The organism is Arcobacter sp. ISO1, assembly GCF_058105185.1.
In genome coordinates this window covers 479105-493202 of record NZ_CM176573.1, presented here as the reverse complement: position 1 = coordinate 493202, position 14098 = coordinate 479105, and the positions used below count along the sequence as shown (strand labels likewise).

The 14098-nt window shown below is 30.1% G+C and carries 14 protein-coding genes; 7 read left to right on the top strand and 7 right to left on the bottom strand.

Translation table 11 applies throughout. The annotated features are described in order from the left end of the window. Window positions 1-43: 43 nt before the first annotated feature. The 4 genes from uca to AC2TY9_RS02415 all read left to right on the top strand — a co-directional run bounded on the left by uca (window position 44) and on the right by AC2TY9_RS02415 (window position 5791). Window positions 44-3631 (top strand): urea carboxylase, encoded by a 3588-nt coding sequence (gene uca, locus AC2TY9_RS02430; protein WP_489779277.1) that lies wholly within the window; start codon window positions 44-46, stop codon window positions 3629-3631. Window positions 3632-3748: 117 nt separating this feature from the next. Further along, window positions 3749-5077 carry an allophanate hydrolase gene (atzF, locus tag AC2TY9_RS02425; protein WP_489779275.1) on the top strand — a complete coding sequence of 443 codons (1329 nt, stop codon included), beginning with the start codon at window positions 3749-3751 and terminating at the stop codon, window positions 5075-5077. Window position 5078: 1 nt separating this feature from the next. Continuing rightward, on the top strand, window positions 5079-5465 hold the full coding sequence (locus tag AC2TY9_RS02420) for an allophanate hydrolase-related protein (protein WP_489779274.1): 387 nt from the start codon (window positions 5079-5081) through the stop codon (window positions 5463-5465). After that, window positions 5462-5791 (top strand): DMT family transporter, encoded by a 330-nt coding sequence (locus AC2TY9_RS02415; RefSeq protein WP_489779273.1) that lies wholly within the window; start codon window positions 5462-5464, stop codon window positions 5789-5791. The genes AC2TY9_RS02420 and AC2TY9_RS02415 overlap by 4 nt, the downstream gene beginning before the upstream one ends. Window positions 5792-5807: 16 nt before the next feature. Here the strand turns inward: AC2TY9_RS02415 and AC2TY9_RS02410 are convergent, their stop codons facing one another. From AC2TY9_RS02410 to AC2TY9_RS02380, 7 genes are all read right to left on the bottom strand, one after another. Continuing rightward, window positions 5808-6512, bottom strand: coding sequence for a pirin family protein (locus AC2TY9_RS02410; protein WP_489779271.1), 705 nt, complete (start codon window positions 6510-6512; stop codon window positions 5808-5810). A 3-nt stretch (window positions 6513-6515) separates the two neighbouring features. Next, window positions 6516-7019, bottom strand: coding sequence for an NADPH-dependent FMN reductase (locus AC2TY9_RS02405; RefSeq protein WP_489779269.1), 504 nt, complete (start codon window positions 7017-7019; stop codon window positions 6516-6518). 24 nt (window positions 7020-7043) lie between these two features. Continuing rightward, entirely contained in the window at window positions 7044-8114 is a 1071-nt protein-coding gene (locus tag AC2TY9_RS02400) for an ADP-ribosylglycohydrolase family protein (protein ID WP_489779268.1), read from the bottom strand. 3 nt (window positions 8115-8117) lie between these two features. Further along, complete coding sequence (locus AC2TY9_RS02395) at window positions 8118-8885, bottom strand: DODA-type extradiol aromatic ring-opening family dioxygenase (RefSeq protein ID WP_489779266.1); 768 nt, start codon at window positions 8883-8885, stop codon at window positions 8118-8120. A 22-nt stretch (window positions 8886-8907) separates the two neighbouring features. Beyond that, window positions 8908-9474 carry a YceI family protein gene (locus AC2TY9_RS02390; RefSeq protein WP_489779265.1) on the bottom strand — a complete coding sequence of 189 codons (567 nt, stop codon included), beginning with the start codon at window positions 9472-9474 and terminating at the stop codon, window positions 8908-8910. Between the two features lie 57 nt (window positions 9475-9531). Continuing rightward, on the bottom strand, window positions 9532-9981 hold the full coding sequence (locus tag AC2TY9_RS02385; RefSeq protein WP_489779263.1) for a MarR family winged helix-turn-helix transcriptional regulator: 450 nt from the start codon (window positions 9979-9981) through the stop codon (window positions 9532-9534). A 144-nt stretch (window positions 9982-10125) separates the two neighbouring features. Then, window positions 10126-10749 (bottom strand): LysE family transporter, encoded by a 624-nt coding sequence (locus AC2TY9_RS02380; RefSeq protein ID WP_489779262.1) that lies wholly within the window; start codon window positions 10747-10749, stop codon window positions 10126-10128. 143 nt (window positions 10750-10892) lie between these two features. Here AC2TY9_RS02380 and AC2TY9_RS02375 point away from each other — a divergent pair, with 143 nt between their 5' ends. Genes AC2TY9_RS02375 through AC2TY9_RS02365 form a run of 3 tightly spaced genes read left to right on the top strand, consistent with a single transcriptional unit; the run spans window position 10893 to window position 14097 of the window. Then, window positions 10893-11996: a pyridoxal-phosphate-dependent aminotransferase family protein gene (locus AC2TY9_RS02375; RefSeq protein ID WP_489779261.1), complete on the top strand. Its 1104-nt coding sequence runs from the start codon at window positions 10893-10895 to the stop codon at window positions 11994-11996. Window positions 11997-11998: 2 nt separating this feature from the next. Further along, window positions 11999-12844 (top strand): ATP phosphoribosyltransferase regulatory subunit, encoded by an 846-nt coding sequence (locus tag AC2TY9_RS02370; protein WP_489779260.1) that lies wholly within the window; start codon window positions 11999-12001, stop codon window positions 12842-12844. 2 nt (window positions 12845-12846) lie between these two features. Continuing rightward, window positions 12847-14097: an adenylosuccinate synthase gene (locus AC2TY9_RS02365; protein ID WP_489779259.1), complete on the top strand. Its 1251-nt coding sequence runs from the start codon at window positions 12847-12849 to the stop codon at window positions 14095-14097. Window position 14098: the final 1 nt, after the last annotated feature.

Sequence of the window (14098 nt, the reverse complement as noted above, 5' to 3'; positions counted from 1 at the left end):
CTTGGGACGGCCCAATCTATAAACTAAAGCTTAAGGATATAAAGTGTTTAAAAAAGTTTTAATAGCAAACCGTGCAGAAATAGCAAATAGAATTATAAAAACTTTAAAGAAAATGGGTATTGAATCAGTTGCTATTTATAGTGAAGCTGATAAACATGCTTCATTTGTGATGAATGCCGATATTTCAATTCCTTTAAATGGAACATCATTAAATGAAACATATTTAGACTATGAAAAGATTATAAAAATTTGTAAAGATAATGGTGTAGATGCAATCCACCCTGGATATGGATTTTTAAGTGAAAATGTTGAGTTTGTAAAAAAATGTGAAGAGAATAATATAGTTTTTATAGGCCCAAACTCAAAACATATTGAAGAGTTTGGTTTAAAACACACAGCAAGAGCTATTGCAAAAAATAGTGGTGTTCCTTTACTTGAAGGGAGTGAATTATTAGATTCACTGGAAATTGCTAAAAAAACTGCTTTAAATATTGGATATCCCGTTATGTTAAAAAGTACTGCCGGAGGTGGTGGTATTGGTATGAAGCTTTGTTTTAGTGAGGATGAATTAGTTGATGCTTTTGATTCAGTTATTAAATTAGCTGGCTCAAATTTTAGTAATAGTGGAGTTTTTTTAGAAAAGTATATTGAAACTGCTAGACACATAGAGGTTCAAATTTTTGGTGATGGAAAAGGTAATGTTAAAACGTTAGGTGAAAGGGATTGTTCTATTCAAAGAAGAAACCAAAAGGTTATAGAAGAAACTCCCTCTCCTCTAATTTCAGATGAATTAAGAGAACAACTTTTTGAAGCTTCTTTTAAACTAGCAAAGGCAGTTGATTATAAAAGTGCTGGTACCGTTGAATATATCTATGATACAAAAACAAATAAGTTTTACTTTTTAGAAGTTAATACAAGATTACAAGTTGAACATGGGATTACTGAAGAGGTTTGTGGTGTTGATTTAGTTGAATGGATGATAAAAATAGCAGCAGGTGATAATACTCCACTTATAAATTATGAACATAATCCAAAGGGACATGCTATTGAAGTTAGAGTTTATGCAGAAGATGCAAGTAAAAATTTCCAACCTAGTACTGGACTAATCACAAAAGTTGAATTACCAAATGATGTTAGAGTTGATACTTGGATAGAAGATGGATGTGAAGTTAGCTCTTTTTATGATCCTTTGCTAGCAAAACTTATAACTGTAAGTGATACTAGAGAAGAGAATATTTTAAAACTACAAGAGGTTTTAAATACAAGTAGAATTTATGGAATTGAATCAAACCTTTCATATTTAGAAGATATTTCTAAAGAAGACTTTTTTATTAACTCAAAATTTTATACAAAGGTTTTAGATGGTTTTGATTATAAACCTTTAAAAGTGGATATTTTAAAATCTGGAACCTTAACAACTATTCAAGATTATCCAAGTAGACTTGGCTTTTGGGCTGTTGGTATTCCACCATCAGGAGCTATGGATAGTTTAACTCCAAGATTACTAAATCAACTTTTAGGAAATAGTGAAAATGCACCATTTATAGAGATGACTTTTATGGGTGCAAGTTACAAATTTAGAGCCAAAACAACTATTGCCATTGGTGGAGCTAATATGCAAGCTAAACTAAATGGGCAAGATATAGATATGTTTAAAGCAATAGATGTAAAAGCTGATGATATATTAGAGTTTAAAAAAGTAGTTGGAGATGGAAATAGAACATATTTAGCTATTTTAGGTGGTTTTGATACTGCAAAATATCTTGGAAGTGCTTCAACTTTCACCTTAGGTGAGTTTGGGGGACATGGAGGAAGAGCTTTAAAAGCTGGTGATGTTTTAAGTTTTAATGAAATTAAAAATAAAGAGATTGTAGATTTAAAAGATACTCCAAATTTAAGTAATGAATGGGAAATAGGTGTTGTTTATGGACCCCATGGAGCACCTGATTTTTTCACAAAAGAGGATATAGAAACTTTTCTAGATACTTCATGGGAAGTTCACTTTAATTCAAGTAGAACAGGGGTAAGACTTATTGGACCATCTCCAAAATGGGCTAGGGAAGATGGAGGGGAAGCTGGTCTTCACCCTTCAAATATCCATGATAATGCCTATGCCTTTGGTACTATTGATTTTACAGGTGACCAACCTGTAATACTTGGACCTGATGGGCCAAGCCTTGGGGGCTTTGTTTGTCCCGTTACAATTATCTCTTGTGAGTTATATAAAGTAGGACAATTAAAAGCTGGTGATAAAATCAAATTCAAGCCTGTTAGTTTAAAAAATGCAGACTTAATGAATAAAGCCTATGAAGAGGCAATTTCAACAAATGGATATTTACCAAAATTAAAAGAGTATATTATTGATTTTGATGTTGAAAAACAAACACCAATTATTGAGAGTATGAAGTTTAAAGAACTTGATATTGATATTACAATTAGAGCTGCTGGAAATGAGTTTATTTTAATTGAAGCAGGGGAGTTAAAACTTGATATTGAGTTAAGATTTTTTATTCATGCACTTATGAATCGTTTTGAAGAGTCTAATTTAGATGGAATTATTGATTTAACACCAGGAATTAGAAGTTTACAAATACATTTTAATTCACAAATAATTAGCCGTGAAAAGATTTTAAAAACGGTAATTAATACCGTAAACTCATTAAAAGATATTGAAAACTTAGAGGTTGACTCAAGAACAGTATGGTTACCACTTTCATGGAATGACCCATCAATTCAAAAGGCAATTGATAAATATCAACAGGGTGTAAGACCAAATGCCCCTTGGTGTCCTTCAAATATCGATTTTATAAAAAGAATAAATGGTTTGGAGAATAAAGAAGATGTTAAAAATATTGTTTTTGAAGCTGATTATTTAGTTTTAGGACTAGGTGATGTTTATCTTGGAGCTCCTGTTGCAACTCCCCTTGATCCATCACATAGAGTAGTTACTACTAAATATAATCCAGCCCGTACATGGACAGCACAAAACTCTGTTGGTATTGGTGGAGCATATATGTGTGTATATGGTATGGAAGGGCCTGGAGGGTATCAACTATTTGGTAGAACTTTACAAATGTGGAACAAATTTAGATCTACAAAAGAGTTTGAAAAACCATGGTTATTAAGATTTTTTGATCAAGTAAAATTTTATCCTGTAACAAATGAAGAGTTAGAAAATATTAGAGATAAGTTTTTATATGGAAAATTTTCTTTAACAATTGAAGAGAAAAGTTTTAAATTAAAAGAGTATAAAAAGTTTCTTGAAAAAAACAAAGAAAAATCAGATACTTTTCAAATGAAAAGACAAAAAGCATTTGAAGATGAAAGACAAATGTGGAAAGAAAAGGGCTTAGATAGTTTTAACACTTCTATTGAAGCAGTTATGGATAAAGATGAGATTATCTTAGCTGATGATGAAGAGGCAGTTGAATCAATCATGGCTGGAAATATTTGGAAAATAGAAGTAAAAGTTGGAGATAAAATTAAATCAGGAGATGTTTTAGTTATCTTAGAATCTATGAAGATGGAAGTTGAAATAGAAGCTGAAGTATCTGGGACAGTATCGCAAATTCTTTATAAAGAGGGTGATAATATCAATAGTGGTGATGTACTAGTTGTGATAAAGAAATAGAGCTACTCGTTAGCTCTCTTTAGGATTTGCTTCTTTAATGATTTTTTATAAATCATGTTAAAAGAAGTTAAGAATTAATTGGTCCCTTCAAAAATGGGACATTTTTTAAGGACAAAAATGAATTTAAATATTAATAGTTTAAGAGAGTCTTATCTAAAAAAAGAGATTACAGTAAAAGAAGTAATCTTATCAATAAAAGAAAGAATAAAAGAGTATGAAAATCATAATATATGGATTTATACTTTAAGTGATGAACAAATGGAAACTTACATTAAAAATTTAAGTGATAAAGATATTGAAGATTATCCATTATATGGAATCCCTTTTGCTATAAAAGATAATATAGATTTAGAAAATATTCCAACAACTGCAGCTTGTAAAGAGTATGAATATGTTCCTACAAAATCAGCTTTTGTTGTACAAAGATTGATTGATGCTGGTGCAATCCCTATTGGAAAAACAAACCTTGACCAATTTGCTACAGGATTAGTTGGGACTAGAAGCCCATATGGGGAGTGTAAAAACTCAATTTATCCTGAGTATATTTCAGGTGGGTCAAGTTCTGGAAGTGCAGTTTCAGTAGCCTTAGAAATGGCAAGTTTCTCCCTTGGAACAGATACTGCTGGAAGTGGTAGAGTTCCTGCTGCTTTTAATAATCTAATAGGATTAAAAGCAACAAAAGGAGTTGTTAGTACAAGTGGTGTTGTTCCAGCTTGTAGGAGTTTAGATTGTGTAACTGTTTTTTCTAAAGAGTTAGATTCTGTTAAAACTGTATTTGAGATAATTAATAAATATGATGAAGAAGATATATATAGTAGAGTTTACGAAGCAAAAGAAAATAGTGTAAAAGAGAAGTTTAAATTTGCGATTCCTAAAAAAGAACAATTAATGTTCTTTGGTGATGGTGAAGCAAGAGTTTTATTTGAAAAAGCTGTTGAGAAATTTGAATCTTTAGGTGGAGAAGCTTACGAAATAGATTATGAACCATTTAATGAAAGTGCAAATTTACTTTATAGTGGACCTTGGGTAACTGAGCGATATATAGCTATTAAAGAGACTATTACAAAAACTGCTGAAGTTGTAGAACCAACTGTTAGAAAAATCATTTCAGGTGGAGATAAAATAGATGCTATTAACTATTTTGAATCAGAATATACTCTAAAGAAAAATAGAAAATATGCAGATAAAATCTTTTTAGATTATGAGTTTTTATTAACTCCCACAACAGGAACTATTTATAAGATTAATGAGGTAAATGCTGACCCTATTGCATTAAATACAAATCTTGGGTATTACACAAATTATATGAATCTTCTTGATTTGTGTGCTTTAGCAATTCCTGCAGGATTTAGAAAAAATGGTTTACCTTTTGGTATTTCTATTGTTTCAGACAAGTTTGAAGAAGAAAAAGTATTAGATTATTGTGAAACATATTTAAAGGATTAATATGAATGAAAATGAAATATTAGTTGGAGTTTGTGGAGCACATATGAGTGGCTTACCATTAAACTGGCAATTAACACAATTAGAAAGTAAATTAGTTAAAAAAACAAAAACAAAAAAAGGTTATAGACTATATGTACTTGAAAATAAAGACCCAATAAGACCAGGGATGATTTATGATAGCTCTGCTTCAACTCAGATTGAAGTAGAGGTTTGGTCAATGCCAGTTGAAAATTTTGGTAAGTTTATGAAAATGATTGCTTCACCTTTAGGAATTGGAAGTGTTTTTTTAGAAGATGAATCTTTTGTATATGGTTTCTTATGTGAAGCAGATTTTGTGAAAGATGCAAAAGAAATAAGTGAACTTGGTAGTTGGAGAGCCTTTGTATGACAACAGTTAATTTAGCTTGGGGTTTTCTTGTTATTGCAGGATTACTTGAAGCTTTATGGGCAATGGGGTTAAAGTTTAGTGAAGGATTTACTAAACCCTTGCCTACTTTTTTTACTTTGATTTTAGTATTAAGTAGTTTTTTCTTACTTTCAAAATCAATGAAAGTACTACCTGTTGGAGTTGCTTATTCTGTTTGGTGTGCAATAGGTATCTCAACCCTTGTTATTATTGAATATTTTTATTTAGGAACATCTTTTAATATACCAAAGGTGATCTCTATTTTATTTATAGTTTTAGGAATAATAGGTTTAAAACTTTTCTCTTAAAAATGGAAGAAAGATTTTATCTTGCTTCCATTTCAATAAATAAAAAATGAGAGTTTTCTATTGCTTTTATTTTTAATAGATTCTCTTCTGTAATTTCACAAGCATCACCATTTTCTAAAACTATTTCATTTATGGTAGAACTTCCTTCAATTTGAACAAAATAAATTTGTCTATTTGGGGCAATTTCATAACTTAATTCTTTAGAATCATTTAACTCACTAACATAAAAACTTACCTCTTGGTATAGCTTTATTGGAGCATTACCATTTTTAGAAGAGACTATATTTAAAAGTTTATTTTCACGTTCTTCTTTTTTAAATCTATGGGAACCATACAATTTTGCTAAACCTTTTTTAGGAGGTATTATCCAAATTTGAAGTAGTTTTAAATCTTCTGTTTTATTTAGGTTATGCTCACTATGAAATATACCATTTCCAGCACTTAAATATTGAACTTCACCCCTTGTTAAAGTCTCTTCATTTCCCATGGAATCTTTATGGGTTAATTCCCCTTGAGTAATATATGTTACTATTTCCATGTTTTCATGGGGATGTGTGTCAAATCCAGAATCTGGGTGAATGATATCATCATTTAAAACCCTTAAACATCCAAAATTGATGTTTTGAGGGTTATAGTATTGAGCAAAACTAAAATGGAAACGGCTTTCAAGCCAACCAAGATTAGATGTTCCCATATTTTCTTTATTTAATTTTTTTATCATAATTTACTCTTTTAATAATAAATAGTATTGGTTTAAAATTTTTTCTAAACTCTCATTTCCCATTGTAACTGTATAGCTTGTGACAATATCCCTAGGCATTACAATGGCACCTAGTCTTGTTAATTGGTTTCTAAATGTATTTAGAAAATCAACTCCATTACTTCCTGAGTGAGTTGCAAGTTGGATCTTCTTAAGAGCAAATAATACTCTAAAATTATCACCAATTCTTGAAATCCAAGCTATCATATTTAGTAACACAGGGGGTGCACTAAAGTTATATTCAGGAGAAACAAAAATATAACCTTGTGCTTCTTCCATCTCTTTTGCTAAATCAAGAGCTTTTTTAGGAATACCATCATTTTGTTCTTTATTAGTATCATACATTGGTAAATCTAATTCAACTAAATTAACAATCTTAGTATCATGATTTTTACCATTTAATTGTTTTTCAATTCTTTCTGCAAGTTTTACATTTTCATTTAAACTTGATACAAATATCATAATCATTTTTTATCCTTACTAATACATAATTTATATTTGACTAGCAAGTTCATCTGCTAGTTTTAATAATTCATCTTTTTCATTTAATCCATCAATAAATCTTTGAGGAATATTTTGAAAACCTACTTGTGCACCAACTAAAGTACCTGTTAAGATAGATCTAGCTTGGTTTTGTCCTCCACCATTTAGAGCATCTAATATCGCAGATTCAAAATCATTTTTAAATCTTGCTGCTAAATAATAACAAGCAGGAAGCATATGATAAATAGCACAAGGCATACCATATACAAGTGAAACTTTCCAAGCTGGTTCAATTTTTATATCTTCATCTTGTGCAGCTTGTGCCATATATGATGGAGATAAAAGTGCATCAGGTGAAGCAAAAAGCCCAATATTTGAAGGGTCTTTACTACCAGGTTTTGGTGCTTGTAAATTATCCGATGTTACTGCGTGAAAGGGAAGGTCACCACTTTTTACCATCTTCATAAGTTTGGTTGAAATATCTTTATCTAATACTTCACCTTTTACTAGTTGCGCTAAAACTGCTCCATATGCCACTGTCATTGAACCAACAATATCATCAACTTGAGTTAAAAATGTATTATGTGAAATTGTTTTTGCTAACATTTTTGGTTCATATGCATATCTAATTGCTAAGGCTAAAGTTCGCTCAATAGCTTCTGTTGTATCAGCTCGACTACCAACTTTATCCCATGAGAGTTTTTGCTCTACTCTTTGCCTATAAACTTCTCTTATTGATTGAGAAGTATATCCTCCAGGTCCCGACATTGGATTTCCATCTATTTTTGTAAATAATTCAGTATCTAATTTTTTACAGAAATCCTCTTGGTCATAACCATTATTATCAATTATCGATTTAATCATTAATTTTAAAATATATCCTGATTGAGAAAGGTTACCTTTTTTTTCATTTTCATGGTATCTTCCTTTTTTAGGACTAGTAAAATCTGTTATCCATTTTCCATAATCTTTATATTGTTCTTCTAAATCATAATACCAGTGACATCCAAGTGCTATTGCATCACCAATAAAAGCACCTAAAATAGCACCTTTTGCTCTATCCTTTGCTGAGATTTCCATTTCTCATCCTTTAAATATTATACTATCCATAGATAAATTTCCATACATATAAACGTTATTTGCACTTTCTCCAATTTTATCTTTAGAACTACCAATGTTTACTAATAGTGGTAGAAAGTGTTCTAAAGTAGGGTGGTTTTGTTTTAAGAATGGTACCCTCTTAATTAGGTTTTCATAATCTCCTACTTTTAAATTTTCAACAATAAAATCATGAAATTGTATAGAGTACTCTTTTATATCTCTTGTATCTTCATCTCTATTTCTATCCATTAGATTATGAGTTAATGTACCACTTCCTATAATCAAGGTATCTTCTCTTACTGTTTGTAAGATTTCCCCTAGTTTTAAAAAATCAACTTCAGTGAAATTTTGTGGAATTGATAATTGAAGAACTGGAATATCAGCATCCGGGTACATAAATCTTAAAATTGACCATACCCCATGATCATAACCACCTCTTTTTGTATCTTTTTCAATATTAATTCCATTTTGTTCAAAGAGTGAGATAATCTCATCACTCTTTTTTATATCATTTTTTGCTTTATATTTTAAACTATATAACTCATTTGGAAAACCATAAAAGTCATAGATTAAAGAGGGTGACTCTTCATATAATATATTCAAATTTTTTGTCACCCAGTGAGCAGATATTACCAAGATAAATTTAGGTTTTTTAAATGTTGATGGTAAGTTTTGAAAAAATTCTGTAGTACTATTATCTCTTAACATCAACATTGGTGAACCATGTGAAACAAATATACTTGGTAACATATTCTTTTCTACTCCTTTTTAATTATTGTGCAATACCTTCTAAATCAATCATGATTTTTACATTTTCACTAACTACAACACCACCAGCCTCTAAAGCTTTGTTCCAGTTAACACCATAATCTTTTCTGTTGATTTCTCCAGTTATTGTTAAACCAGTTCTAACATTTCCCCATGGATCTGTGATTGTTGCCCCAGCAGTTTCTAAATCAAAAACAACGTCTTTAGTTACTCCTCTCATTGTAAATTTACCATGAGCTTTATCACCTTTTACTTCAGTTAAATCAAAAGTGATTGATGGGTATTTTTCTACAGCAAAAAAATCATCAGATTTTAAGTGCTTATCTCTTTTTTCATTATCTGTATCTATTGAAGCAACATCTACTTTACCACTTAGTGCTTTAAGTGTATTTGTTTTTTCATCATATTCAAATTTTCCCTCAAACTGAGAAAAGTTTCCTGTAACATTTGAAATCATTAAGTGTTTAACTTTAAAGTTAACATTTGAGTGACTTGGGTCAACAACATAATTTCCTGCATATAATGCACCTGCTGCTAAAATCGATGCCATTCCTAGTTTTATTAGTTTCATAATATATCTCCTTATTTTAAATTACTAATTAGTAATATTAAGTTAAAAAAAAGTTTACTAAGCTTTGTAAACTTTTCTCAACAAACCGTATAAAGTATCTAACTCGTCCTCATCTAATACATCCATATACTCATGGATATTTTTTGCATGATGAGGGAAAAGTGATTTCATTTTATCTTTACCTTTTTGGCTAATAGATAAAATACTTGCCCTTTTATCTTCAGGATTTGGTACTGCTGTAATCCATCCATCTCTTTTTAGGTTTTTTACAACAACTGTAATATTACCTGGTGTACTCATTGTAAACTTGGTAATAGCCCCAATAGATAAATCACCCCTATGATAAAGAACTTCAAGTACTTTAAACTGAATAAACGTCAAGTTATGTTCTGAAAAATATTTAATCTCTTGTGTAGCAAATCTATTATAAGTTTTTACTATTTGAACCCATGTTTTCATTGCTTGGTCGGTTTTTTTACCGTAACTGATTAAACTTCTTTTTTCCATATGATAACTCCTGATGAAATTATAGTACTAATTAGTAGTTCTTGTCAAGGGCTTAAGATAATTTTAGTACTAGTTAGTATTAAAGGAAAACTAAAGAAGTCCCACTAAAAGAGACTTCTAGAAATTTGAGAATTTTTTAAAAGTTTAAGCTTTTTTTGCTGTAGACATAAAAATTGCTGCTAAAATTAAAAAAGAACCAGTAATTCTGTTTTGAATTTTTATCGCTTTTACATCTTTTATTAAGAATTTTAATTTAGAAGCCATAGATGAATAACCTGTCATTACAAATACATCTATAATACATAAAGTTGTAATAATAATTAAAAACTGTAGCCATAAAGATTCATTTGGATTTAAAAATTGTGGAATAAATGCAACTAAAAAAACTGTTGCTTTAGGATTGGTCAAATTTATTAACGTAGCAGTTAAAAAAGCTTTTTTTGCATTATATTTTCTTAAATGTTCACCTTCTTCTGGCATTTCAACTTTTTCAAATATTTTTGAAAGACCTAGATAAACTAAATAAGCAACTCCAATCCATTTAATTATATTAAAAATCATAACAGATTTTGCTATTAATGCCCCAAGTCCAATAACTACAACAAAAGTTTGTATAAATAGTCCAGCTTGTAAGCCCATAATTGCAGCATATGATTTTTTAAGTCCATAATTGATTCCATAGTTCATAGAAACAACAGCACCCGCTCCAGGTGAAATTGAGATTGCTAAAGAAGCTAAAAAAAGAGTTAACCAAACATCAAATTCCATAAAAAACCTTTTTTTATTATTTAGGGAATTATATTTTAAAAAGAATAAAAAGACAAAAAAATTGCTTAACCTCTTCGTAATAAAAATCTGGCTAATATATCATGCTTTACTAAAAATGACATTTTATTATTGAGGATAAAGATATGCTTTTAACACCAGGACCTACCCCTGTACCAGAGTTTGTTAGAAAAGCTATGGCTGATGTTACAATTCATCATAGAACACCAGAGTTTGAAAAAATATTTGAAGAAACTAGAAATTTATTATTAGAATTACTTGATATGCCAGAAGCTGTTATGTTAGCTTGTAGTGGGACAGGAGCTATGGAAGCTTGTGTTACAAACTTAACAAAAAAGAAGGCTTTAACTGTTAACTCAGGAAAGTTCGGTGAAAGATTTGGAAAAATCTGTGATGCCCATGGTATTGAAAAAACAGAAATTATAAATGAATGGAATACTCCTGTTTCAGTTGATAAAATTGTTGAAACAATAAAAGAAGATAAAGATATTGATGCAATTTTTATCCAAATTTGTGAAAGTGCTGGTGGTTTAAGACATCCAGTTGAACAAATGGCACAAGAAGTTAAAAAAATCAATCCAGAGATTATGATTGTAGCAGATGGAATTACAGCAGTTGGTGTTGAAAAAATCGATACAACAAATCTAGATGCATTAATCACAGGAAGTCAAAAGGCACTTATGTTACCTCCTGGTCTTGCAATGATTGGATTATCAAATAAAGCAGTTGCAAATATTGAAAACTCTCCAAGAGGTTTTTATTTTAACTTAGCAACAGAAATAAAAAAACAAAAAACAAATACAACAGCATGGACTGCAGCTACAACTTTAACAATTGGTTTATGTGCAATTTTAAAAGAATTAAAAAATATTGGATTTGAAAATTTATATGCTGAAACTGAAAAAAGAGCAAAAGCTACTAGAGAAGCTTTAAAAGCTATTGGATGTGAAATTTATCCAAGTAATCCTGCAAATGCTATGACAACAGTTTATACTGAACATGCTCCTGTAATTAGAAATGTTTTAAAAACAAAATATAATGTAAATATAGCAGGTGGTCAAGAGCATATTAAAAAATTAATCTTCAGAATTAATCATATGGGATTAGTAGAAGATTTTGAAGCTTCTTGGGCAGTTAATGCAATTGAATTAGCATACGATGAATTAGGTTTAAGAAAATATGATGGAACAGCAAATAAAGTTTTTGCTGAAAATATGTTTTTAGGGTAAATATGATTTTTGAACATGAAATACCAAAGGGTAGTAGACTTTATTTTGGTAAAGCTGCTAAAGCAAAAAGAGAATTAGAAAACAAAATTAGTAATATCTTAGATAATGAAGGTTTTGAAGAGATTGTTACTCCAAATTTTTCTTACTCTCAACACCAGTCAATAACAAATGATAGAAAGCTAATTAAGTTTTCTGATGAGAAAAATGAACAAGTTAGCTTAAGAGCTGATTCAACACTGGATGTAGTTAGAATCATCACAAAAAGGTTAGGAAGAACAACAAGTCATAAAAAATGGTTTTACGTTCAACCAATTTTTACATATCCTTCAACTGAAGATTATCAAATTGGATGTGAGTGGATTGACCATGATAATATTGTTGATATTTTAAACCTTACAGGTGTTGTATTAAAAAATATTGGAATTGATCCTATTTTACAACTTTCTAATATCAATATTCCAAAATTGGTTGCAAACGAATTAAATATTGATGTTGAATTATTTAAAAATGGTGAAATAGCTAAACTTTTAGAGTTAAATATCCCATGGTTGGAAGAGCTTATAAAAGTAAAAGATGTTCAAGATTTAGAAAAATGTATAGATGATGTTCCATCATCAATTAAAGCAGAATTAGAAAAACTTTTAAAAAGTGCTAAAGAGGTTTCATATAAAAATTTAGTGATTGCACCGCTTTATCATGGAAGTTTAAAATATTATGATGATGTTTACTATAGAGTAATTCAAGATAATTATGTAATTTGCAAAGGTGGACAATATAGTTCTGAAGGAATTTCTTCTTTAGGATTTGCATTTTATACAGATAGTTTATTAAAAATTTTAGAGGATTAGGAATGAGCGCAGATTTAATTGTAGGTATTCAATGGGGAGATGAAGGTAAAGGTAAGATGGTTGATATGCTTGCCCAAAATTATGATGTTGTATGTAGAAGTCAAGGTGGACACAATGCAGGACATACTATTTGGGTTGATGGAACTAGATATGCTTTACACTTAATCCCTTCAGGGGTATTAAATCCAAAAGCTATAAATATTATTGGTAATGGTGTTGTATTAAGTCCTGAATCAATAATTAAAGAGATGAGTCAATTTGATAACTTAGAAGGTAGATTATTTATCTCTGATAAGGCACATTTAAATTTACCTTATCATGCTTTAATTGATCAAGCAAAAGAAAGACTAAAAGGTGATAAAGCTATTGGTACAACTGGAAAAGGTATTGGGCCAAGTTATGCTGAAAAAATTTCAAGAACAGGTTTTAGAGTAGGTGAGTTATTAAACCCTAAAAAATTAGCTTCTGGAATTATTGAGTATTTTGAACAAAGTAAAGCTATATTTGATGTTTTAGAGATTGAAACACCAAAAGAGGATGAATTAGTAGAATTATTAGCTTCATATACACAAGAACTTGCACCATTTATTGCAAATACTACAAATATGGTTTGGAAAGCTTTAGATGAAAATAAAAAGATTTTATTAGAAGGTGCTCAAGGAACGCTACTTGATATTGACCATGGAACTTATCCATATGTAACATCTTCAAGTACAGTTAGTGCTGGTGCTTGTACTGGTTTAGGAATTGCTCCAAAAGATATTGGTGTTGTAACTGGTATTGTTAAAGCATATTGTACAAGAGTTGGAAATGGACCTTTCCCATCTGAAGATTTTGGGCCAGATGGGGATAAACTTGCAGAAGTTGGTCATGAAGTTGGGACAACAACTGGTAGAAAAAGAAGATGTGGTTGGTTTGATGCCGTTGCAGTTAAATATTCAAGCAGATTAAATGGATGCGATCAATTATCTTTAATGAAACTTGATGTGTTAGATGGTTTCCCAAAAATTAAAATTTGTGTTGCATATGAATTAAATGGGGAAAGAATTGATTATATGCCATCGGATATGGATGATGTAAGACCTGTTTATGAAGAGATTGATGGATGGGATAGTGTAGTTGGTTGTAGAGATTATGATAAATTACCTGCGAATGCAAAAAAATATATTGAAAAAATAGAAGAATTAACTGGTGTAAAAGTAGGGATCGTATCAACTTCACCAGAGAGAGACGATACAATTATTAGGGGATAAA

Excerpts from the sequence above, each read along its gene's own strand:
- atzF (WP_489779275.1), top strand. The coding sequence starts at position 3,749 with ATGAATTTAAATATTAATAGTTTAAGAGAGTCTTATCTAAAAAAAGAG.
- AC2TY9_RS02420 (WP_489779274.1), top strand. The coding sequence starts at position 5,079 with ATGAATGAAAATGAAATATTAGTTGGAGTTTGTGGAGCACATATGAGT.
- AC2TY9_RS02415 (WP_489779273.1), top strand. The coding sequence starts at position 5,462 with ATGACAACAGTTAATTTAGCTTGGGGTTTTCTTGTTATTGCAGGATTA.
- AC2TY9_RS02410 (WP_489779271.1), bottom strand. The coding sequence starts at position 6,512 with ATGATAAAAAAATTAAATAAAGAAAATATGGGAACATCTAATCTTGGT.
- AC2TY9_RS02405 (WP_489779269.1), bottom strand. The coding sequence starts at position 7,019 with ATGATTATGATATTTGTATCAAGTTTAAATGAAAATGTAAAACTTGCA.
- AC2TY9_RS02400 (WP_489779268.1), bottom strand. The coding sequence starts at position 8,114 with ATGGAAATCTCAGCAAAGGATAGAGCAAAAGGTGCTATTTTAGGTGCT.
- AC2TY9_RS02395 (WP_489779266.1), bottom strand. The coding sequence starts at position 8,885 with ATGTTACCAAGTATATTTGTTTCACATGGTTCACCAATGTTGATGTTA.
- AC2TY9_RS02390 (WP_489779265.1), bottom strand. The coding sequence starts at position 9,474 with ATGAAACTAATAAAACTAGGAATGGCATCGATTTTAGCAGCAGGTGCA.
- AC2TY9_RS02385 (WP_489779263.1), bottom strand. The coding sequence starts at position 9,981 with ATGGAAAAAAGAAGTTTAATCAGTTACGGTAAAAAAACCGACCAAGCA.
- AC2TY9_RS02380 (WP_489779262.1), bottom strand. The coding sequence starts at position 10,749 with ATGGAATTTGATGTTTGGTTAACTCTTTTTTTAGCTTCTTTAGCAATC.
- AC2TY9_RS02375 (WP_489779261.1), top strand. The coding sequence starts at position 10,893 with ATGCTTTTAACACCAGGACCTACCCCTGTACCAGAGTTTGTTAGAAAA.
- AC2TY9_RS02370 (WP_489779260.1), top strand. The coding sequence starts at position 11,999 with ATGATTTTTGAACATGAAATACCAAAGGGTAGTAGACTTTATTTTGGT.
- AC2TY9_RS02365 (WP_489779259.1), top strand. The coding sequence starts at position 12,847 with ATGAGCGCAGATTTAATTGTAGGTATTCAATGGGGAGATGAAGGTAAA.